This is a genomic window from Streptomyces sp. NPDC050422 (assembly GCF_044458665.1).
Classification (GTDB): Bacteria; Actinomycetota; Actinomycetes; order Streptomycetales; family Streptomycetaceae; genus Streptomyces.
On the sequence record NZ_JBITIE010000009.1, the window covers coordinates 263696 to 285222 of the forward strand.

Here is a 21527-nt window from a genome sequence, read left to right on the forward strand (position 1 = left end):
GTTCCAACTGCGGCACTGCGGGCGCGGGCATGTGAGCTGACGCCTGCACGATCGCGAGGCTCACATGCCTGACTGCCGCTCACACATCCGAAACACCAGTCCAGTGCCGAACCGCGGCTGCGCGCCGCGCCGACACAACGAGGTTGCCGTACCTATGCGCCACGCTGAAGGAGCCCGCGGTGAGTGCTGACCCGACACAGGTGCTCGCCTTCGAGACCGATTGCCACATCTTCGACGGTTGTGGTTTCCCGGCACCCGGCCTGCACTCGTTCCTGTTCGAGCCCCTCTGGGGCGACGCGGACAGCAACTTGTACTTCAACAAGACGATGCTGCTGGCCCTGCTCGGCTCGGTCATCATCGTTGGCTTCTTCTGGGCCGCCTTCCGTAAGCCGAAGTTGGTGCCCGGCAAGCTTCAGATGACGGCCGAGGCCGGATACGACTTCATCCGCCGCGGCATCGTCTACGAGACGATCGGCAAGCGCGACGGCGAGAAGTACGTCCCGCTGATGGTCTCCCTGTTCTTCGTCATCTGGATGATGAACCTCTGGTCCATCATCCCGATCGCGCAGTTCCCCGTGACGGCGATCATTTCGTACCCCGCCGTTCTTGCCGGGATCGTCTACATCGTGTGGGTCGGCCTGACCTTCAAGAAGCACGGTTTCGTCGGTGCCTTCAAGAACTTCACGGGCTACGACAAGAGCCTCGGCGGGGTCCTGCCGCTCTCGATGACCATCGAGTTGTTCTCGAACCTGCTGGTCCGGCCGTTCACGCACGCGGTCCGACTCTTCGCCAACATGTTCGCGGGCCACACGCTCCTGCTGCTCTTCACGATCGCCAGCTGGTACCTGCTCAACGGCATCGGTTTCGCCTACGCAGGCGTGTCGTTCGTGATGGTCCTCGTGATGACGGCCTTCGAGCTCTTCATCCAGGCTGTTCAGGCCTATGTGTTCGTGCTCCTGGCCTGCAGCTACATTCAGGGCGCTCTCGCCAAGGGGCACTGAGCACCTCACCTCCTGAAGCACCCGGTGGCCAACCCCCACCGGACATTGAAAGAGAAGGAAGAACCGGCATGTCCGCTCTCCAGACCCTCGCCGCCGGCGTCGAAATCAAGGGCAACCTCGGCTCGATCGGTTACGGCCTCGCCGCGATCGGCCCCGGCGTCGGCATCGGCATCATCTTCGGTAACGGCACCCAGGCGCTCGCCCGTCAGCCCGAAGCTGCCGGCCTCATCCGCGCCAACCAGATTCTCGGCTTCGCCTTCTGTGAGGCGCTCGCCCTGATCGGTCTGGTCATGCCGTTCGTCTACCCGACCGCCTGACCGGTCGCGAACAGCCCATTCGACGGAAGGCACTGACGTGAACCCCCTGGTTCAGCTCGCGGCGGAGGATCCGGAAAACCCGCTGATCCCGCCGATCCCTGAGCTCGTCATTGGCCTCATCGCTTTCGTCATCGTCTTCGGCTTCCTCGCCAAGAAGCTCCTCCCGAACATCAACAAGGTTCTGGAAGAGCGCCGCGAGGCCATCGAAGGCGGCATCGAAAAGGCCGATGCGGCCCAGACCGAGGCCCAGAGCGTTCTTGAGCAGTACAAGGCTCAGCTCGCCGAGGCCCGCCACGAAGCCGCTCGTCTGCGCCAGGAGGCGCAGGAGCAGGGCGCCGTGATCCTGCAGGAAATGAGGGCGGAAGGCCAGCGGCAGCGCGAGGAGATCGTCGCTGCCGGCCACGCCCAGATCGAGGCCGACCGCAAGGCCGCAGCTTCGGCGCTGCGCCAGGACGTGGGCACGCTCGCCACCGCCCTGGCCGGCAAGCTCGTCGGCGAGTCCCTCGAGGACCACGCCCGGCAGAGCGGCACCGTCGACCGGTTCCTCGACGAGCTCGAGGCGAAGGCCGAGGCAGTCCGATGAACAGCGCGAGCCGCGAGGCACTGGCTGCCGCACGCGAGCGTCTCGACGCGCTGACCGACAACACGTCGGTCGACGCGGCGAAGCTCGCCGAGGACCTGGCCGGCGTCACGGCGCTGCTGCACCGCGAGGTGTCGCTGCGCCGGGTCCTGACCGACCCGGCGCAGGCCGGCGAGGCCAGGGCCGAGCTGGCCGGACGGCTGCTGGGCGGCCAGGTGGGCGGCGAAGCCCTCGACCTGGTCTCCGGCATGGTCCGCTCGCGCTGGTCGCAGTCGCGTGACCTGGTCGACTCGACCGAGGAGCTGGCGAACACCGCCGACCTCACCGCCGCCCAGCGCAGCGGAGACCTCGACGACGTCGAGGACGAGCTGTTCCGGTTCGGCCGGATCGTGGCCTCGGACACCGAGCTGCGCTCCGCGCTGACCAGCCGGACCGCGACCCCCGCCGCCAAGGGCGAGCTGCTGCGCAGCCTGCTCGGCGGCAAGGCGCGGCCCACCACCGAGCGCATCGTCGTGCGGCTCGTCACCCAGCCCCGGGGACGTAGCCTGGAAGCGGGACTCGAGTCCCTCTCCAAGCTCGCCGCGGACCGCCGGGACCGTGTGGTCGCGGTCGTCACCTCGGCCGTGCCGCTCAGTGACCGGCAGAAGCAGCGCCTCGGCGCCGCCCTGGCGAAGATCTACGGTCGGCAGATGCACCTGAGCCTGGACGTGGACCCCGAGGTCCTCGGCGGGATCGTGGTGCGGGTCGGCGACGAGGTCATCAACGGCACCATCGCGGAGCGCCTCGAAGAGGCGACCCGACGCATGGCCGGCTGACACAGCGCGACGTACCAAACAGAAACAGAGCAAGACCAGCGGCCCGGTTGGGCCGTGCAGAAATTGCAGAAGATTCCTGGGGGTCGGCCCCCAGACCCCCTTAAGAAACTTCGGGCCCAACAAGGAGAGCAGGGAACCCAGATGGCGGAGCTCACGATCCGGCCGGAGGAGATCCGGGACGCACTGGAGAACTTTGTCCAGTCGTACCAGCCGGACGCGGCCTCGCGCGAGGAGGTCGGAACGGTCAGCGTTGCCGGCGACGGCATCGCAAAGGTGGAGGGCCTGCCCTCCGCCATGGCGAACGAACTGCTGAAGTTCGAGGACGGAACCCTCGGTCTCGCCCTCAACCTCGAAGAGCGCGAAATCGGTGCGATCGTCCTCGGCGAGTTCAGCGGGATCGAGGAGGGCCAGCCGGTGCAGCGCACCGGTGAGGTGCTCTCCGTCGGCGTCGGCGAGGGTTACCTCGGCCGCGTCGTCGACCCGCTCGGCAACCCGATCGACGGCCTCGGCGAGATCGCGACCGAAGGCCGTCGCGCCCTCGAACTGCAGGCCCCTGGCGTCATGGTCCGCAAGTCGGTGCACGAGCCGATGCAGACCGGCTACAAGGCCGTCGACGCCATGGTGCCGATCGGCCGCGGCCAGCGTCAGCTGATCATCGGCGACCGTCAGACGGGTAAGACCGCGCTGGCCGTTGACACGATCATCAACCAGCGCGACAACTGGCGCTCGGGCGACGTGAACAAGCAGGTGCGCTGCATCTACGTCGCCATCGGTCAGAAGGGCTCCACCATCGCCTCCGTGCGAGGTGCCCTGGAAGAGGCCGGCGCGCTCGAGTACACGACCATCGTCGCCGCCCCGGCGTCCGACCCGGCCGGCTTCAAGTACCTGGCGCCGTACACCGGCTCGGCCATCGGCCAGCACTGGATGTACGCCGGCAAGCACGTCCTGATCATCTTCGACGACCTCTCGAAGCAGGCCGACGCCTACCGCGCCGTGTCGCTTCTGCTGCGCCGTCCGCCGGGCCGCGAGGCCTACCCGGGCGACGTCTTCTACCTGCACTCGCGTCTGCTGGAGCGCTGCGCCAAGCTCTCCGACGACATGGGCGCCGGTTCGATGACGGGTCTCCCGATCGTCGAGACCAAGGCGAACGACGTGTCGGCGTTCATTCCGACCAACGTCATCTCCATCACCGACGGCCAGTGCTTCCTGGAGTCCGACCTGTTCAACGCGGGTCAGCGTCCGGCGCTCAACGTCGGTATCTCGGTCTCCCGAGTCGGTGGCTCCGCCCAGCACAAGGCCATGAAGCAGGTCTCCGGCCGGCTGCGCGTGGACCTCGCCCAGTTCCGCGAGCTGGAGGCGTTCGCCGCCTTCGGTTCCGACCTGGACGCGGCCTCCAAGGCGTCGCTGGAGCGCGGTAAGCGCATGGTCGAGCTGCTGAAGCAGGCCCAGTACGCCCCGTTCCCGATGGAGGAGCAGGTCGTCTCCGTCTGGGCCGGCACCACGGGCAAGATGGACGACGTCCCGGTCGAGGACATCCGCCGCTTCGAAGGTGAGCTGCTGGAGTACCTGCGCCGTGAGCGCAAGGACCTCCTGACCAGCATCGCCGAGGGCGGCAAGATGTCCGACGACACGCTGCAGTCGATCGCCGACGCGATCGCCGCCTTCAAGCAGCAGTTCGAGACCTCGGACGGCAAGCTCCTGGGCGAGGGCTGATCGATGGGCGCTCAGCTTCGCGTTTACAAGCGCCGCATCCAAGCCGTCACCGCGACCAAGAAGATCACCAAGGCGATGGAGATGATCGCCGCCTCGCGCATCGTCAAGGCGCAGCGCAAGGTGACGGCGTCGATGCCGTACGCGACCGAGCTCACCCGCGCGGTGACCGCGGTGGCGACCGGCTCCAACACCAAGCACCCGCTCACCACCGAGGCCGACGCCCCGGTGCGGGCCGCGGTCCTGCTCCTCACGAGCGACCGCGGTCTGGCCGGCGGCTACTCCTCCAACGCCATCAAGGCGGCGGAGAAGCTGCGGGAGCGGCTGGCGGCCGAGGGCAAGGAGGTCGACACGTACATCGTCGGCCGCAAGGGTGTCGCCTACTACGGGTTCCGCGAGCGCAAGGTCGCGGAGTCGTGGACCGGCTTCACCGACAGCCCGGAGTACGCGGACGCCAAGAAGATCGCCGCGCCCCTCATCGAGTCCATCACGAAGGACACGGCCGAGGGTGGCGTCGACGAGCTGCACATCGTCTTCACCGAGTTCGTGTCGATGATGACGCAGAACGCGGTCGACGGCCGGATGCTGCCGCTCTCGATCGACGAGGTCGCGAAGGAGAGCACGGAGAAGGACGAGATCCTTCCCCTGTTCGACTTCGAGCCGTCGGCGGAGGACGTCCTCGACGCCCTTCTGCCGCGCTACGTCGAGAGCCGCATCTACAACGCACTGCTGCAGGCGGCCGCTTCCGAGCACGCCGCCCGCCGCCGCGCGATGAAGTCGGCGACCGACAACGCCGGGGATCTGATCAAGAGCCTCTCCCGGCTTGCCAACGCGGCCCGCCAGGCCGAAATCACCCAGGAAATCAGCGAGATCGTCGGCGGTGCAGGTGCGCTGGCCGACGCGTCCGCGGGGAGTGACAAGTAATGACGACGACAGTTGAGACGGCCGCTGCCACGGGCCGCGTCGCCCGGGTCATCGGCCCGGTCGTCGACGTGGAGTTCCCCGTCGACGCGATGCCGGAGATCTACAACGCCCTGCACGTCGAGGTCGACGACCCGGCCGAGGCCGGCGCTCGTAAGCTGCTGACCCTCGAAGTCGCCCAGCACCTGGGTGACGGCGTGGTCCGCGCGATCTCGATGCAGCCCACCGACGGCCTGGTCCGCCAGGCCCCGGTGACCAACACGGGTGCGGGCATCACCGTTCCCGTGGGTGACATCACCAAGGGCAAGGTGTTCAACACCCTCGGTCAGATCCTGAACGAGCCGGAGGCCGAGGCGCAGATCACCGAGCGCTGGCCGATCCACCGCAAGGCCCCGGCCTTCGACCAGCTCGAGTCCAAGACCGAGATGTTCGAGACCGGCCTGAAGGTCGTCGACCTGCTGACCCCGTACGTCAAGGGCGGCAAGATCGGTCTGTTCGGTGGTGCGGGCGTCGGCAAGACGGTCCTCATCCAGGAAATGATCATGCGTGTGGCGAAGCTGCACGACGGTGTGTCGGTGTTCGCCGGCGTCGGTGAGCGCACCCGTGAGGGCAACGACCTCATCGACGAGATGACGGACTCGGGCGTTCTGGAGAAGACCGCGCTGGTCTTCGGCCAGATGGACGAGCCGCCGGGCACGCGTCTTCGCGTGGCCCTGTCCGCCCTGACCATGGCGGAGTACTTCCGCGATGTGCAGAAGCAGGACGTGCTGCTCTTCATCGACAACATCTTCCGCTTCACGCAGGCCGGTTCCGAGGTCTCCACGCTGCTCGGCCGCATGCCGTCCGCAGTGGGTTACCAGCCGACCCTGGCCGACGAGATGGGTGTGCTCCAGGAGCGCATCACCTCGACGCGTGGTCACTCGATCACCTCGATGCAGGCGATCTACGTCCCCGCGGACGACCTGACCGACCCGGCCCCGGCCACCACGTTCGCCCACCTCGACGCGACGACGGTTCTCTCCCGTCCGATCTCCGAGAAGGGCATCTACCCGGCCGTGGACCCGCTGGACTCCACGTCCCGCATCCTGGACCCGCGCTACATCGCGCAGGACCACTACGACACGGCCAGCCGCGTCAAGGGGATCCTGCAGAAGTACAAGGACCTCCAGGACATCATCGCGATCCTCGGTATCGACGAGCTGGGCGAGGAGGACAAGCTCGTTGTCCACCGCGCCCGTCGCGTCGAGCGCTTCCTGTCGCAGAACACCCACGCCGCCAAGCAGTTCACCGGCCTGGACGGTTCGGACGTTCCGCTCGACGAGTCGATCGCCGCGTTCAACGCGATCTGTGACGGGGAGTACGACCACTTCCCCGAGCAGGCGTTCTTCATGTGCGGTGGCATCGAGGACCTCAAGGCCAACGCCAAGGAGCTCGGCGTCTCCTGAGCCTCCGGCTCACCGAGGGGGGTGGGTGTGTCCCGCCCCCCTCACCACGCCCCGTAGAATTGACCCAACACCCGGCACGACCGCCGGGTGGTGACCCGAGGAGCCACCCTTGGCTGCTGAGCTGCATGTCGAGCTGGTCGCCGCGGACCGCAGTGTCTGGTCCGGCGAGGCCACCCTCGTTGTCGCACGTACCACGTCCGGCGACATCGGTGTCATGCCCGGTCACCAGCCGCTCCTGGGTGTGCTGGAATCGGGCCCGGTGACGATCCGTACGAGCGACGGCGGTACTGTCATCGCTGCTGTGCACGGCGGTTTCCTCTCCTTCGCCGACGACAAGCTCTCGCTGCTGGCGGAGATTGCCGAGCTGGCGGACGAGATCGATGTCGAGCGCGCGGAGCGTGCGTTCGAGCGTGCGAAGTCGGACACGGACAGCGCCGCCGAGCGCCGCGCCGATGTGCGACTGCGTGCGGTGGCGGTGCACTAGTCACCCCGCGAAACGGCTTTAACCTCAGCCGCGGCCCGAGCTGGAGACCTCTCCAGACCGTGTCGCGGCTGAGGCGATGCAGGTGCAGGTGAAGTTCGGGCGGTATCCGTTTACTCGATGACGCGAGGAGGTCGGTGGAGATGGTCCTCGCGCTGTGGGTGGGCGGGCTCGTCGTCGCACTGGTCCTGTTGGGGCTCTTCGTCTTCGGTCTGCGCCGGCGGCTGATTCAGCGCTCCGGCGGGACCTTCGACTGCAGCCTGCGATGGAACGTGCCGGAGGAGCCCGACCTCTCGGGCAAGGGCTGGGTGTACGGGGTCGCCCGGTACAGCGGCGACAAGGTGAACTGGTTCCGGGTCTTCAGTTACTCGCCGCGCCCGCGCCGGGTGCTGGAGCGCGCCTCGATCGAGGTGGTCGCCCGCCGGCTGCCCGAGGGCGAGGAGGAGCTCGCACTGCTCTCCGACGCCGTCGTGCTCGGCTGTCTCCACCGGGAGACCCGCCTGGAGCTGGCGATGAGCGAGGACGCCCTCACCGGATTCCTCGCCTGGCTGGAGGCGGCACCGCCCGGCCAGAGGGTGAACGTGGCCTGAGGCCGGGCTGCGTACAACAGACACGAAAAACCGGGGAGACAGGGGGCGGACCTGTCTCCCCGGTGCTTTTCGGGGGTTACGCGATGAGCCGTGCGGTGGGGACTACTTGAGACCGCTGTTCATCGCGCTCACGAGCTCACCGTTGCTGGTGTCCCCGCTGAACTCCCAGAAGAAGGCGCCTCCCAGGCCCTGGTTCCTTGCCCAGGTCATCTTGTTGGTGATGGTGGCGGGGGTGTCGTAGCTCCACCAGTTGGTGCCGCAGTGCGCGTACGCGGTACCGGCGACGGTGCCGGTGGAGGGGCAGCTGTTCTTGAGGACCTTGTAGTCCTCGATGCCCGCCTCGTACGTGCCGGGGGCCGCGCCGGTCGCGGTGCCGCCGGGTGCGTCCTGGGTGACGCCGGTCCAGCCGCGGCCGTAGAAGCCGATGCCGAGCAGCAGCTTCGAGGCGGGAACGCCCTGGGCCTTCAGCTTGGCGATGGCCTCGGTGGCGGTGAAGCCGGCCTTCGGGATGCCGGTGTACGGCGTGAGCGGGGAGTGCGGTGCCGTCGGGCCCTTCGCGTCCCAGGCGCCGAAGAAGTCGTACGTCATCACGTTGTACCAGTTCAGCGACTGCGCGGCGCCCGCGTAGTCGGCGAGGTCGATCTTGCCGCCGTCGGAGCCGTCGGCCGTGATCGCGGCGGTCACCAGGTTGCTGCTGCCGAACTTGGTGCGCAGCGCGGAGGTGAGGGCCTTGAGCGAGGCCGGGCCGCTCGTGTCGCAGGTCAGACCGCAGGCGTTGGGGTACTCCCAGTCGATGTCGATGCCGTCGAAGACATCGGCCCAGCGCGGGTCCTCCACCAGGTCGTAGCAGGACTGGGCGAACGCGGCCGGGTTCTGCGCGGCCTGGCCGAAGCCGCCGGACCAGGTCCAGCCGCCGAAGGACCACAGGACCTTGATGTGCGGGTACTTGGCCTTGAGCTTGCGCAGTTGGTTGAAGCTGCCGCGCAGGGGCTGGTCCCAGGTGTCGGCGACGCCGTCGACGGACTGGTCGGCGGTGTACGCCTTGTCGTAGTCGGCGTAGGAGTCACCGATGGTGCACTTGCCGTTCTGGACGTTGCCGAAGGCGTAGTTGATGTGCGTGATCTTCGCGGCCGAACCGGAGGTGTCCAGGTTCTTGACGTGGTAGTTCCGGCCGTAGACGCCCCACTCGGCGAAGTAGCCGAGGTTGACCTTGTCGCCCGTGCCGGGGTCGGTGCCTCCGCCGCCGGTGGTGTGCACCTTGACCGATCCGCTGGCCGGGCCTGTCTGGTCGGCGGTGTCCCTCGCCTGCACGGTGTACGAGTAGTCGGTGCCCGCGGTGAGGCCGGTGTTCGTGTACGTGGTGCCGGTGACCGTGGCGACGACCGCGCCGTCCCGCAGGACGTCGTAGTTCTTGATGCCGTGGTCGTCGGTGGCGGCGCTCCAGCTGATCTTCGCCGACGTGTCGGTGATGCTGCTCGCGGTGGGGGTACCGGGGGCCGAGGGGGCGTTGTCGCCGGGGACGCTGCCGCCGTCGCAGGAGGCGCCGTTCAGCTTGCAGCCGGTGGGGGAGCCGGAGCCGGTGCCGTTGAAGCCGAACGAGACGCTGGCGCCCGGTGCGACCGAGCCGTTCCAGCCGACGTTCTTGGCGGTCCAGTGGGTGCCGGAGCTGGTGACGGTGGCGTCCCAGGCGGAGCCGACCGCGGTGCCGGAGGGGAAGTCCCACTCGATGGTCCAGGAGGACAGGGCGGTGGTGCCGGTGTTCTTCACCGTCCACTGGCCTTCGAAGCCGCTGCCCCAGTCGGACTTCTTGAGGTACGTGGCGGTCGCCGATGTGGCGGCTTCGGCGGGGGAGGCCAGGCCGACCAGCGCGGCGAGCGGAAGGAGTAGCGCGGTGAGGCCCGCGACTGCTCGGGATCTGGTGGCTTTTCCGGCCCCGAATCTGAATCGGGTCCGGCGGGGGGTCTCAGTGCTCAACGGTGCTCCTCGGGTGGGGTCCGGCCGAACGGGGGTGGTCCGTGGACTGCAAACCCTGCGCCGCCCTGAGTCCGCCTTGTCATGGCGGGCTCACCGCAGTGTGTTCGGTGAGATTAGGAAGGTCTGGACCAATCGTCAAGAGGTCCAGACCAAAGATCGAGGCCGGGTGTGCTTAAACCTCAGATCCCCAACTCCTGGGCCAGTACGGCCGCCTGGACCCGGCTGCGCAGCTCCAGCTTCCCCAGCAAGCGGCTGACGTGCGTCTTCACCGTCGCCTCGGCCATCGTCAGCCGCACCGCGATCTCCGCGTTCGACATCCCCTCGCCGAGACAGCCGAGCACCTCGCGCTCGCGCCGGGTGAGCGTGTTCAGGACCGTCCTGTCGGGGCCCCCCGACGGCTGGGGAGGCATCGCCCCCGCGAATTCGGCGATGAGCCGGCGCGTCACCGACGGAGCGATCAGCCCCTCGCCGCGCGCCACCGTGCGGACCGCTTCGAGCAGCCCGTGCGCCTCCGTGTCCTTCAGCAGGAAGCCCGACGCCCCGGCCCGCAGTGCGCCGAACACGTACTCGTCCAGGTCGAACGTCGTCAGTACCAGCACGTCCGCCAGCCGCTCCGCGACCACCTGCTTCGTCGCGGACACCCCGTCCAGGCGGGGCATCTGGATGTCCATCAGCACCAGATGCGGGCGCAGTTCGCGGGCCAGCCGGACGGCCTCCTCACCGTCACCGGCCTCCCCGACGACCTCGATGTCCGGTGCGCTGCCCAGGATGAGCACCAGCCCCGCCCGTACGGCCGCCTGGTCCTCGGCGACCAGAACCCGGATCGTCATGGCTTCACGCTTCCTTCCGCCACGGGCAGTTCTGCCCGAACCTGCCAGATCTTCGCTCCGTCCCCGGTGGACACGGAGCCCGCCTCGAACTCCCCGCCGAGCAGCGCCACTCGCTCCCGCATCCCGATCAGACCGGCCCCTGAGCCCGGGGCACGCGGCCCCGGCCGGTTCCCGAGGGCGCTGACCACCTCCACCGTCAGCAGCTCCCCCGTCTGCCCCAGCCGAACGGTGACCGGGCCCGGTGCGGCGTGCTTGAGCGCATTCGTGAGGGACTCCTGGACGATGCGGTACGCGGCCAGCTCGACCGGGGCGGGCAGTCGGCCGGAGTCGGTGCGGGCGTCGTCCAGGGTGCAGGTCAGCCCGCTGGAGGAGGCGTTCGTACGGTGCTGCTCGATGAGGGCGTCCAGTGAGCCGAGGGTCGGCGAGCTGCTCGGCTCCAGGTCCGCTGCCCCGGTGCGCAACAGCCCGATCAGACGGCGCATTTCGGCCAGACCGTCGACGCTGTTCTCGCGGATGACCCCGAGGGCGTCGCGGGAGGTCGCCGGATCGTCGATCGAGAGCGCGGCGGTGGAGTGGATGGCGATGGCGGAGAGGTGGTTGGCGACCATGTCGTGCAGTTCGCGTGCCATCCGGGCGCGCTCGGCGGTCACCGCCTGCGTGCGGTCCATCTCGGCCAGCAGGGCGGTCTGATCGGCACGCAGCCGGGCGGTCTCGGCGGCGTCCCGGTGGTTGCGCACACTGACGCCGGTGAGCGCGGGCCCGAACGAGACCAGGCCGGTGACGATGCCGATGAGCAGCGCCTCGGCATCGCGGAACCAGGCCAGGAAGCCGATCGTGGTGCCGACCGTGATCAGGAACGTGGTCACCGGGATCCGGCGTGCGGCCGCCGGGGTCCCGTACAGCACGGCCGCGTACATGATGTCGGTGAACATCAGCACGGTCGCCAGGTTCCCCCGGGTGAACTGGTCCGCGACCAGGGCGAAGGTGCCGATGACCAGCGCCGTCTGCGGTGCGCTCCGGCGCAGCAGTTCCAGCCCCGACATCACGGTCAGCGGGATGAGCGCGAGCCAGGGCGCGTCGAGGAGGCGGCCGTTCTGCATGTGCAGACCGAGCAGCGACAGGACCGTACCGCCGAGCAGTCCGACGACCGCGATGAGGACGTCGCCGCGGTGGGGGCGGGGAGGAGAGAACACCCTGCCATCCAACACGGCGGGGCGTCTTTGCACGTCGGTACGGGGAGTGAGCCGCGAGTACATCGAAGGATGCAGCGCCGGTTCGTCACTCCGGCCGACGATCGGGTGCGCCGCGGCGGGGACGCTGGAGGGGAGCGAAGGGAGCCGGACCGTGATCGTCACACTGATCGTTCTCTGCGAGATCGCCTTCTGGGTGCTGCTGGCCGCGGGGCTCGCGCTGCGCTACGTCGCGAAGAAGCCGCGGCTGGGCGCCGCCGTGCTGCTGTGCGAGCCGCTGCTGGAGGTCGTCCTGCTCGTGGTGACGGCCGTCGACCTGAAGAACGGCGCCGATCCGGACTGGAAGCACGGGCTCGCCGCGGTCTACATCGGCTTCACTGTCGGACTCGGGCACTCCACGATCAAGTGGGTCGACGCCCGGGTCGCGCACCGCTTCGCGGGCGGTCCGCCGCCGGTGAAGCCGCCCAAGTACGGGATGGCGCGGGCCGCGCACGAGTGGCGGGTTGCCGGGCGGTGGACCGTGGCCTCGGTGACGGCGCTGGCCCTGCTGCAGGCGGCGGTCTGGTACGTGGGCGGCGACGGGGACGTGGCGTCGCTGCGGTCCTGGCAGCAGACGATGCTGTTCGTGACCGGGATCAATTTGGTGATCGCGGTGAGCTACACGCTGTTCCCGAAGCGGGGCCCCGGGCGGGAGCGGGAGGCGAAGCGGGTGTCGGGCCCGCCCGGGTGAGGTGTGTCCTCAATCGCCGGGCGGGCGTCAAGGTGCCGGCGGGGCCCGTCTTGTCTACCGCTCGCCGCCCGGCACCCACAGCACGTCGCCGAGCTCCTTGTTCGCGACCCGGGCGAGGATGAACAGCAGGTCGGAGAGCCGGTTGAGGTACGTGGCCGTCAGCGCGTTCATCGCCTCGCCGTGCACCTCCAGCGCCGCCCACGTGGACCGCTCCGCGCGGCGGACCACCGTGCACGCCTGGTGCAGCAGCGCGGCGCCCGGGGTACCGCCCGGCAGGATGAAGCTGCGGAGCTTCTCCGTCTGCTCCAGGAAGTGGTCGCAGTCCGCCTCCAGCTTGTCGACGTAACTCTGCTCGACCCGCAGCGGCGGGTACTTCGGCTCCTCGACGACCGGCGTCGACAGGTCCGCGCCCACGTCGAACAGATCGTTCTGCACCCGGACGAGAACCTTGACGACGTCCTCGCTCAGCTGCCCGAGCGCGATCGCCGTGCCGATGACCGCGTTGGCCTCGTTGGCGTCGGCGTACGCGGAGATCCGCAGATCGGTCTTGGCGGTCCGGCTCATGTCGCCGAGGGCGGTGGTGCCCGTGTCGCCGGTGCGGGTGTAGATACGTGTCAGATTGACCATGCGGTCAGCCTAGTGAAGAGGGTCCGGCGATTGGGGGGCGGCGTCGCGGGGCTGGGCACGCGCTCCCCCAACTCTCGGCTTCGCTCGAGCCGGGAGGGGCCCCCTCCGGCGTTGTCGTCAATCACCAACTCCCCCATAGCCCTGAAGGGCCCTGAAGGCATGGGGGGACCCCCTTCGCGTTGCCTCAATCCTCCGCCTTGCAGCTGCACGCACCCAGCCCCGCTCCTTCACCCACCCCCCAATCGCCGGACCCTCTAAGCCCCCGCCCTCCTGAAGACGCGTGTGCCCACTGTCACGGCGAGCGCCGCGAATCCGAGGGCGACCAGGACGCCGTACAGCATGTGCGCGGTGGCGTACGAGCCCACGTAAGCGTCCCGCACCGCGTCCACGAGGTAGCGGAACGGCGTGAGGTGCGACAGCACGTCCAGCCATCCCGGGCCCAGGGTCATCGGCAGCATCAGGCCGGAGAGAAGCATGGCCGGCATGGTCACCGCGTTGATCAGCGGGCCGAATCCCTGCGGCGTACTGACCTTCATGGCCAGGGCGTACGACAGCGAGGCCAGCGAGACCGTCAGCAGGCCGACGAACGCGAAGCCGATCAGCACCCCGGGCAGAGGGGCGCGCAACCCCATGAGCAGGGCCGCCAGGACGAGCAGCACCGCCTGGAACATGAACAGGAGCGTGTCCCGCAGCACCCGCCCCAGCAGCAGTGCCAGCCGGCTGACCGGGGTCACCCGCATCCGTTCCACGACACCGGTCGACTTGTCGATGATGAGGGCGAACCCGGCGAACGAGGCACCGAACAGGCCAAGCTGGAGCAGCAGGCCGGGGACCAGGATCTGCCAGGAGTCACCGGACGGGCCGAGCGGCAGCCCGGTGAGCAGCGGGCCGAAGAAGAGCAGGTACAGCAGCGGCATGAGGACGCCGAAGAGGATCTGGAACTTTGAGCGCAGGGTCTGCCGGACGTACCGCCCGAAGACGAGCGCGGTGTCGTGGAGAAGCATGGGACTCGTTTCCTAGACGGCGACGGGAGCGGCGTCGGCGGCGGGGGCGCGGCCCGTGATCGCGAGGAACGCCTCCTGGAGCGAGGCCTCGGGCGACTGTGCGTGCCGGGCTTTCAGGGCCGCCGGTGTGCCCTCCGCCACGACCAGGCCGCCATCGATGACGACCAGCCGGTCGGCGAGCGCGTCGGCCTCGTCGAGGTAGTGGGTGGTGAGCACGACGGTCGTGCCGGTCTCGTCGCGCAGTCGCCGCACCAGGTCCCACAGGTCGTTCCGGCTGCCCGGGTCGAGTCCGGTGGTCGGCTCGTCGAGGAAGAGCAGGGGTGGCCGGTGGGTGAGCCCCATCGCGATGTCGAGCCGCCGCCGCTGGCCCCCGGAGAGCGCGCCCGTGTTCCGGTCGAGCAGGTCCGACAGGCCCAGGTCCCCGGCCAGTTCTCCGGCCCGGGTGACCGCCTCGGCCCTGCCGAGCCGGTACATCCGGCCCTGGGTGACGAGTTCCTCCCGCACGGTGATGTGGGGGTCCACGCCGCCGGACTGGGCGACGTACCCGCACTTCTCCCGTACCCCGGCCGGGTCTGCGATCAGGTCGCAGCCGGCGACGGTGGCGGCGCCGCCGGTGGGGGCGAGCAGTGTGGTGAGCATGCGCAGGGTGGTGGTCTTGCCCGCTCCGTTGGGGCCGAGGAGACCGACGATCTCGCCGGCCGCGACCGTCATGTCGATGGAACGTACGGCTTCCACGGGGCCGGTCTTCGAGGTGAAGGTCCGGGCGAGCCCGGCCGTGCTGATGATTGGCATAGCGACCACAAAAACAGAGTCACTGTAAAATTGCAATGACACCAAATATTCAGGCACCCCAGAGCTGCCTACGATGGGGCCATGGCTGAGGGACTGAGGGAGCGCAAGAAGCGCCAGACCAGGCAGTACATCTCGGACGTGGCCACGGGTTACTTCCTGGAGCGGGGGTTCGACGCGGTCACGATCGCCGAGATCGCCCGCGCCGCCGACGTCTCGGTGAACACCGTCTACAACTACTTCCCGACCAAGGAGGATCTCTTCCTCGACCGCAGCCGAGGCGTCGTCGACCGCCTCTCGCGGTACGTCCGGGGCCGGGACAAGGGGGAGTCCGCAGCCGACGCCGTCCTGCGCGAACTGCGCATCCAGGTCGAGAGCGTGTCGCCCACCGTCGGCCTGATGGAGGGCTACGAGCGGTTCATGCGGGTCATCGAGGGCGCGGACAGCCTCAAGGCCCGCCTCTGGCACATCCAGCAGGAGGCCCTCCAGCACCTGGAGGGCACGCTGCAGGAGGAGTGCGGGAACGGGCCCGGGGACCGGGCCGCGACCCTGGTGGCCGGTCAGCTCGCCTGGGTGCACGCAACGCTCATGGCGTACATCGGCGCCGAGATGGTGGCGGGCCGCAAGGCCGCCGAGGTGTCCCGCGACGCACTCGTCCTGCTCGACGACATCGAGGACCTGCTGGGCGAAAAGGTGCTCAACTACGCCCGGCGCGCCACTGAATGACGCATCCCGGTGTGATGTCCGTCATTTGAGACGTGACGCGCATCTCTTCACCACCCCAGCGTCCCTCACGGGTACTAACCTCCGCCGGAGAGCACGGAACAAGAACCGCCGAGAATGCATAGGGGTGCCAACGTGGCCAGGAAGCTCGCCGTCATCGGCGCCGGACTCATGGGGTCCGGTATCGCGCAGGTTTCCGCCCAGGCGGGCTGGGACGTCGTGCTGCGTGATGTCACCGACGCGGCGCTGACCCGTGGCCGTGACGGCATCAAGGCCTCCTACGACAAGTTCGTCTCCAAGGGCAAGCTCGCGGAGGCCGACGCCGAGGCCGCGCTCGCCCGCATCACCACGACCACCGATCTCGACGCGGTCGCCGACGCGGACATCGTCGTCGAGGCCGTCTTCGAGAAGCTGGAGGTGAAGCACGAGATCTTCCGGAGCCTCGACAAGATCGTCCGGGACGACGCCGTGCTGGCCTCCAACACCTCCGCCATCCCGATCACCAAGATCGCGGCCGTGACGGAGCGCCCGGAGCGCGTCGTCGGTGTCCACTTCTTCTCGCCGGTCCCGATGATGCAGCTCTGCGAACTCGTACGCGGCTACAAGACCAGCGACGAAACCCTCGCCGCCGCGCGGGAGTTCGCCGAGTCGGTCGGCAAGACCTGCATCGTGGTCAACCGCGACGTGGCCGGCTTCGTCACCACCCGGCTGATCTCGGCGCTCGTCGTCGAGGCCGCCAAGCTGTACGAGTCGGGTGTCGCCTCGGCCGAGGACATCGACATCGCCTGCAAGCTCGGCTTCGGCCACGCCATGGGGCCCCTCGCCACCGCGGACCTGACCGGCGTCGACATCCTGCTGCACGCCACCGGCAACATCTACACCGAGTCCCAGGACGAGAAGTTCGCCGCCCCGGAGCTGATGCGCCGGATGGTCGATGCGGGTGACATCGGCCGCAAGAGCGGGCAGGGCTTCTACACCTACTGATCGTTTTCGGCCCCCGGCTGCCTGATCTGCCGTCGGTCAGTCCCGGGATTCCGGGGGCCGTCCTCCGGAACCAGCGGATCCGCAGTGGATCCGCAGGGTTCCACGGCGGGCCTCGGTCACTCCACGGAGTGAATTCGGTATCGGTTCGCTTACAGACGGCAACTTCCCTGTCGTTGCCGCAGTCAGTTGGGGCAGAGACAGTTTCAGACAGACCGACCATGCCACGGAGCATTCCAGGGGAGCGCATATGCACATCAGGGGCGACCACGCCGAGCTGGTCGTCGGGGGCCGCCTCGACGTCCGAAGCGCGGCGGACGCCCGTACGGTCCTGCACTCGGCCCTCGACGACGGAGTCGGCGACCTGGTGCTCGACCTGACCGAGCTGGATTCGTGGGACGCGACCGGACTGGGCGTCATCATGGGAGCGCACCGCAGGGCCGGGCGCGCCGGGCGGCGGCTGGTGCTCCGCGGTGTGCCGCCGCAGATGCAACGCCTTCTCGTGGCCACCAGACTGCACCGCATCCTGGCCATCGAGGGCGGAATCGCCGCAGAATCCCTGCCGCGCGTCTGACCGCACCTGTCCGTCCCGGGGTCTGCCGAAGCCACACAATCCTCACGAGACCGTGATCTGTGGGGCGGCGCGGCACCCCGGATGTTCGTAGATACTGTGCGAAGGTTTAGGGTTCGGCCGTCTGCCGATTGACGGACCCACCTGGCGGACACCGGACCGGAAGCGACAGCTGGGCGTGCGAGGCCGGGAGGGACAACCGTGCTCGACGCGTCTTGGGGGCTTTGGCGATGGACCCGACACACCGGGGGCCGGAAGAGTACGGCCACGACGGCAGCGACTTCACCGAGGAAGCCGGCCGGCGCCGTCCTTCCCGTGATCCGCTGACGCCTGATTTCGGTCAGCAAACGCCGCAACAGGCGCGCATCGTCCCGCTCATATCCGGCGACCTCCTGCTCACGGTCAACCCGGTCGACGGCAGCGAGGTCGAGCCCTGTCCGCCCGGGGAGCAGCCCCCCGCACCCGTGCGGCGCACCCCCGAGGAGCGGGCCGACCGCGAGCGGGCCGCCGCGCCCCCCGTTCCGCCGGGCCCGCCCGTCCTCCAGATGCCCCTGCTGCAGCGCGAGGACGAGCGCGAACGGCTGATGCGCCTGCTGGCCCGCGGCCGCTCCGTACGGCTCACCGGACCGGCCGGTTCCGGCCGAACCGCGCTGCTGAACGCCGTCGCCGCCGACTGTGCGGAACTCGCGCCCGACGGAGTCGTCCGGCTGAGCGGCCACAAGCGCACCGTCGCCGACCTCCTCCACGGACTCTTCGAGGCCGTTCACGACGCCCCGCTGCACCGCCCGGACCGTGAGCTGCTGCTGGAGAAGCTGCGGACGACCGGCGCCGTCGTCGTCCTCGACGACCTGGAGTTCGGCGGCACGGCCCTGGACGAACTGCTCGACGCGACGCCCGAATGCGCCTTCCTGCTGGCCGCGACGCCCGACGTCGCCGCGCCCGGCCCCGACTCCCACCTCGAAGAGGTCTTCCTCGCCGGACTTGACCGCGGCGCCTCGATCGACCTGATGGAGCGCGTGGTCGAGCGGAAGCTCACCGAGGATGAGGCCAACTGGGCTGGCGACCTCTGGTTCGAGTCCGAGGGCCTTCCGCTGCGCTTCGTCCAGGCGGGCGCGCTGCTGCGCCAGCGCGACCTGCTGAGCACCGACCCGACCGCGTACGACGAGTACGGCTACCTGGAGAACCGGCCCGTCGACGAGCCGCCGAGGGCCGAGGAAGCCGTCGAGGCGGACGTACCGCTGCCCAGCCTCGGTGAGGGGGCCGCCCCCGCCGCGCTGCTCGGCTCACGGCTGAGCGTGGCCGCACGCGACACCCTGCGCTTCGCGGTCGCTCTCGGCGGCGAGGTGCCGCACCAGGCGCATCTGCCGGCGCTCGTGGGGGACACCCACGCCGACGCGGCGCTCGGTGAGCTGGCCGGCTGCGGGCTGCTGTCCCCGGCCGGCTCCCGCTACCGGCTGGCCGCCGGGGTCCTCGCCCAGCTGGAGGCCGCCGGATACGGCGACGACGCCACGGACCGGGCGCGGACGGTGGCCCAGCACTACGCCTGGTGGGCCGGTCACCCCTCCGTCACTCCCGCGCGGGTGGTGGCCGAGTCCGATGCGATCGTCGCGGCGATGGCGCAGCTGGTGCCGGGCGACGGGGCCGGGCAGACCAGCGTCGCCGTGCTGCTGGCCCGCAGCGCCTCGCCCGCCCTGGCCGCCGGGCTGCACTGGAGCGCCTGGGAGAGGTCCCTGCGGATCGGCCAGGAGGCCGGACGGATCGCCGGTGAGGTCGCCGAAGAGGCGTACTTCCACCACGAGTTGGGCGTACTCGCCCTCTGTACCGGCCACCTCGACCGGGCCAGGGCCGAGCTGGAGACATCCATCAGCATGCGGGGGGCTCTCGCCGACAAGTCCGGTGCGGTGGCCGGGCGGCGGGCGCTCGCCCTGGTCGAGGACCGCTCCGGCGGACCGGCCTCGGGCGGTGTCCTCGCGACCGGTGAGACGACGGCGAACCCGCTTCTGGTGTCGCCGCCCCGCGGCCTGCCGGCCGTCATACCCGTGTCGATGCCGCGGACCTACCCGGACGAGCCTGCCGTCGTGTCCCGGCAGAGCGCTCCGAAGGCAGCCGATGCGGGGGAGAGCGGCCGCTTCGCGGTGCTGGGCGGGGCCCGGCGCAATTTCGTCGCGGCCGGTGCGGGTGTGCTGCTCGCCGGGGTGCTCGGCACCGTGGTGACCCTCGGGCTCACCTCGAACAGTGAACCGCAGGGTGACCCCGGAGTCTCGACCGAGCAGTCGGTGACCGAGGGCGGCGACACGGAGGAGGAGCTGCCGGCCGAGGAGACCACGGACGGCGCGACTCCGTCCGCCGAAACGTCGGGTTCCGCGCCGTCGTCGGCGACGCCGGGACCGTCGGGGAGCGGGTCTGCGCCGGCGGGCGGGAGCGGGGCGTCGTCCCCGGGGGCCACGGTTTCGGAGTCCGCTCCGTCGTCGCCGGGTGGTTCGTCGTCGGTCGAGCCTTCGCCCACGCGTACGACGTCGAAGCCGACGAAGACGACTTCGCCGCCGACGGACCCTACGTCGACTCCTCCGGAGACCGAGTCGCCGACGCCCACGGAGCCGACGCCCACGGACCCGGAGACGACGGATCCCGCGCCGACCGTGCCCGATTCCTCGGACTCGGCGAGTGGGCCCTCCGGGGCGGACGCGAGCCCTTCGGTGACCTGAGCCGGGGCGCCCCGGCGGGCGCCTTGTCCTCAATCGCCGGACGGGCTGGAAAGGCCGGATGGGTTGGCGCTCGTCCGGCGTGGTGTCCGGTCTCCGGGAGAGGGTTCCGTCCTCAAAACGCCGGGCGGGCTGGGAAGGCCGGACCGGCTGGGAAGGTCTAACCGGCTGGAAAGGCGGCCGGTCGGGGTCGGGGTGGTCTGAGGTCAGAAGAGTCTGAGCTTGTCGTCCTCGATGCCGCGCATCGCGTCGTAGTCGAGGACCACGCAGCCGATGCCGCGGTCCGTCGCCAGGACGCGGGCCTGGGGCTTGATCTCCTGGGCGGCGAAGATGCCCTTCACCGGAGCCAGGTGGGGATCACGGTTGAGGAGCTCCAGGTAGCGGGTCAGCTGCTCCACACCGTCGATGTCGCCGCGCCGCTTCAGTTCGACCGCCACGGTCTGCCCGTCGGCGTCACGGCACAGGATGTCGACGGGGCCGATCGCGGTGAAGTACTCGCGGCGGATGAGCGTGTAGCCCTCGCCGAGCGTCTCGATCCGGTCGGCGAGCAGTTCCTGGAGGTGGGCCTCCACGCCGTCCTTGATCAGGCCGGGGTCGACACCCAGCTCGTGGGACGAGTCGTGGAGGATTTCCTCCATCGTGATGATCAGTTTTTCGCCCGCCTTGTTCACCACGGTCCAGACGCCCGCGGTGTCGTCAGCGCCCTCCTTCAGGGTGCAGGGCGGCGACATCCAGTTGAGCGGTTTGTACGCCCTGTCGTCGGCGTGAATCGACACGCTCCCGTCCGCCTTCACCAGGATCAGACGGGGAGCGGAGGGCAGGTGGGCCGTGAGCCGGCCCGCGTAGTCCACGGAGCAGCGGGCGATGACGAGACGCATGGTCGGCAACGCTACTCGACGACAGGTACTCGACGCGATTCACCCACCCGTCACTCCACACCCGCCCCGGAGTGACACTTTCTGGCTTGCCCCTCTTTGAACCCCTTCGTTATTGGCCGGTTGTGTTCCCAATCTCCTGGTGCGGCCCGGACTGCGCCCTTACCGTGGATGCAGGAGGTCGCCGTGCGTGCACGCTGCGTCGCCGTCCTTCTTCCCTGCCCGTAAGGCCCCGGCCCTCCGTCGGGGTCGCGAGAGGAGAACCCATGTCGCTCGACGTCTCACCGGCGCTGTTGGAACAGGCCGAGCGAGGCGAGGTCGACGAAGCCGACTTCGTCGACTGCGTCCGGACCTCCCTGCCCTTCGCGTGGGAGATGATCAGCTCGTTGGTGGCTCAGCTGAAGGTCGACGGCGGGGAGTTCGCCGACAACCAGACGCCGCCGCCCAACGAGCAGGCACGTGGTCAGCTGCTGCGTGCGCTCGCGAGTGATGCGATACGCGGCGCGCTGCAGCGGCACTTCGGAGTGCGTCTGGCATTCCAGAACTGCCACCGCGTCGCGGTGTTCCCGCTGGACGCCTCGGTCGACGACCGACTGGCCAAGTTCACCTCGGTGAGGGGCCAGTTGCTCAATCAGTCGCCCGAACTACGGGACTGCTGACGTCTTTCGCTG

The 21527-nt window shown here is 69.3% G+C and carries 22 protein-coding genes; 15 read left to right on the forward strand and 7 right to left on the reverse strand.

What is annotated here, in order from left to right; all coding sequences use genetic code 11:
* The first annotated feature begins 179 nt into the window (after positions 1-179).
* The 9 genes from atpB (at position 180) to ACIBJG_RS16470 (ending at position 7860) form a co-directional block, all read left to right on the forward strand.
* Positions 180-1001: a F0F1 ATP synthase subunit A gene (gene atpB / locus ACIBJG_RS16430; protein ID WP_389055106.1), complete on the forward strand. Its 822-nt coding sequence runs from the start codon at positions 180-182 to the stop codon at positions 999-1001.
* 68 nt (positions 1002-1069) lie between these two features.
* Entirely contained in the window at positions 1070-1318 is a 249-nt protein-coding gene (atpE, locus tag ACIBJG_RS16435) for an ATP synthase F0 subunit C (protein ID WP_330313742.1), read from the forward strand.
* Positions 1319-1355: 37 nt separating this feature from the next.
* Positions 1356-1901 carry a F0F1 ATP synthase subunit B gene (locus tag ACIBJG_RS16440; RefSeq protein WP_399308198.1) on the forward strand — a complete coding sequence of 182 codons (546 nt, stop codon included), beginning with the start codon at positions 1356-1358 and terminating at the stop codon, positions 1899-1901.
* Positions 1898-2713 (forward strand): F0F1 ATP synthase subunit delta, encoded by an 816-nt coding sequence (locus ACIBJG_RS16445; protein ID WP_399308200.1) that lies wholly within the window; start codon positions 1898-1900, stop codon positions 2711-2713. The genes ACIBJG_RS16440 and ACIBJG_RS16445 overlap by 4 nt, the downstream gene beginning before the upstream one ends.
* A gap of 141 nt (positions 2714-2854) precedes the next feature.
* Positions 2855-4426, forward strand: coding sequence for a F0F1 ATP synthase subunit alpha (gene atpA, locus ACIBJG_RS16450; protein ID WP_399308202.1), 1572 nt, complete (start codon positions 2855-2857; stop codon positions 4424-4426).
* A 3-nt stretch (positions 4427-4429) separates the two neighbouring features.
* Positions 4430-5347, forward strand: coding sequence for a F0F1 ATP synthase subunit gamma (locus ACIBJG_RS16455; RefSeq protein WP_399067434.1), 918 nt, complete (start codon positions 4430-4432; stop codon positions 5345-5347).
* Positions 5347-6789 carry a F0F1 ATP synthase subunit beta gene (gene atpD / locus ACIBJG_RS16460; RefSeq protein WP_399308204.1) on the forward strand — a complete coding sequence of 481 codons (1443 nt, stop codon included), beginning with the start codon at positions 5347-5349 and terminating at the stop codon, positions 6787-6789. The genes ACIBJG_RS16455 and atpD overlap by 1 nt, the downstream gene beginning before the upstream one ends.
* Positions 6790-6898: 109 nt before the next feature.
* Entirely contained in the window at positions 6899-7273 is a 375-nt protein-coding gene (locus ACIBJG_RS16465; RefSeq protein ID WP_399308205.1) for a F0F1 ATP synthase subunit epsilon, read from the forward strand.
* A 140-nt stretch (positions 7274-7413) separates the two neighbouring features.
* The gene (locus ACIBJG_RS16470; protein ID WP_399308280.1) at positions 7414-7860 is read left to right on the forward strand and encodes a DUF2550 domain-containing protein; all 447 of its coding nucleotides are present in this window, start codon (positions 7414-7416) and stop codon (positions 7858-7860) included.
* A gap of 102 nt (positions 7861-7962) precedes the next feature.
* Here ACIBJG_RS16470 and ACIBJG_RS16475 read toward each other — a convergent pair whose 3' ends face one another.
* From ACIBJG_RS16475 to ACIBJG_RS16485, 3 genes are all read right to left on the reverse strand, one after another.
* Entirely contained in the window at positions 7963-9834 is a 1872-nt protein-coding gene (locus tag ACIBJG_RS16475; protein WP_399308206.1) for a glycosyl hydrolase family 18 protein, read from the reverse strand.
* A gap of 179 nt (positions 9835-10013) precedes the next feature.
* Positions 10014-10664, reverse strand: a complete 651-nt coding sequence (locus ACIBJG_RS16480; RefSeq protein ID WP_399308207.1) for a response regulator — start codon at positions 10662-10664, stop codon at positions 10014-10016.
* On the reverse strand, positions 10661-11857 hold the full coding sequence (locus ACIBJG_RS16485; RefSeq protein WP_399308208.1) for a sensor histidine kinase: 1197 nt from the start codon (positions 11855-11857) through the stop codon (positions 10661-10663). Before ACIBJG_RS16485 ends, ACIBJG_RS16480 begins: the two co-directional genes overlap by 4 nt.
* 151 nt (positions 11858-12008) lie before the next feature.
* Between ACIBJG_RS16485 and ACIBJG_RS16490 the strand changes: the two genes are divergently transcribed.
* A complete protein-coding gene (locus ACIBJG_RS16490) occupies positions 12009-12584 on the forward strand; it encodes a hypothetical protein (protein WP_399308209.1) in 576 nt (191 codons plus the stop codon).
* A 54-nt stretch (positions 12585-12638) separates the two neighbouring features.
* On the opposite strand, the gene ACIBJG_RS16495 is transcribed toward ACIBJG_RS16490, so the two are convergent.
* The 3 genes from ACIBJG_RS16495 to ACIBJG_RS16505 form a co-directional block, all read right to left on the reverse strand.
* Positions 12639-13211, reverse strand: a complete 573-nt coding sequence (locus tag ACIBJG_RS16495; RefSeq protein WP_399308210.1) for a cob(I)yrinic acid a,c-diamide adenosyltransferase — start codon at positions 13209-13211, stop codon at positions 12639-12641.
* Positions 13212-13465: 254 nt separating this feature from the next.
* Entirely contained in the window at positions 13466-14215 is a 750-nt protein-coding gene (locus ACIBJG_RS16500; RefSeq protein ID WP_399308211.1) for an ABC transporter permease, read from the reverse strand.
* Between the two features lie 12 nt (positions 14216-14227).
* Positions 14228-15007: an ABC transporter ATP-binding protein gene (locus ACIBJG_RS16505; RefSeq protein ID WP_399308212.1), complete on the reverse strand. Its 780-nt coding sequence runs from the start codon at positions 15005-15007 to the stop codon at positions 14228-14230.
* Between the two features lie 81 nt (positions 15008-15088).
* On the opposite strand from ACIBJG_RS16505, the gene ACIBJG_RS16510 reads away from it, so the two are divergent.
* The 4 genes from ACIBJG_RS16510 to ACIBJG_RS16525 all read left to right on the forward strand — a co-directional run bounded on the left by ACIBJG_RS16510 (position 15089) and on the right by ACIBJG_RS16525 (position 19984).
* Positions 15089-15730 carry a TetR/AcrR family transcriptional regulator gene (locus ACIBJG_RS16510; RefSeq protein ID WP_399308213.1) on the forward strand — a complete coding sequence of 214 codons (642 nt, stop codon included), beginning with the start codon at positions 15089-15091 and terminating at the stop codon, positions 15728-15730.
* A 132-nt stretch (positions 15731-15862) separates the two neighbouring features.
* A complete protein-coding gene (locus ACIBJG_RS16515; protein ID WP_399308214.1) occupies positions 15863-16711 on the forward strand; it encodes a 3-hydroxyacyl-CoA dehydrogenase family protein in 849 nt (282 codons plus the stop codon).
* Positions 16712-16958: 247 nt separating this feature from the next.
* Positions 16959-17282, forward strand: a complete 324-nt coding sequence (locus ACIBJG_RS16520) for an STAS domain-containing protein (protein ID WP_018102617.1) — start codon at positions 16959-16961, stop codon at positions 17280-17282.
* Between the two features lie 227 nt (positions 17283-17509).
* Positions 17510-19984 (forward strand): ATP-binding protein, encoded by a 2475-nt coding sequence (locus ACIBJG_RS16525; protein ID WP_399308215.1) that lies wholly within the window; start codon positions 17510-17512, stop codon positions 19982-19984.
* A 203-nt stretch (positions 19985-20187) separates the two neighbouring features.
* On the opposite strand, the gene nucS is transcribed toward ACIBJG_RS16525, so the two are convergent.
* Positions 20188-20859 carry an endonuclease NucS gene (nucS, locus tag ACIBJG_RS16530; RefSeq protein WP_326657926.1) on the reverse strand — a complete coding sequence of 224 codons (672 nt, stop codon included), beginning with the start codon at positions 20857-20859 and terminating at the stop codon, positions 20188-20190.
* A gap of 263 nt (positions 20860-21122) precedes the next feature.
* Between nucS and ACIBJG_RS16535 the strand changes: the two genes are divergently transcribed.
* Entirely contained in the window at positions 21123-21515 is a 393-nt protein-coding gene (locus ACIBJG_RS16535; RefSeq protein WP_018550059.1) for an SCO5389 family protein, read from the forward strand.
* Positions 21516-21527: the final 12 nt, after the last annotated feature.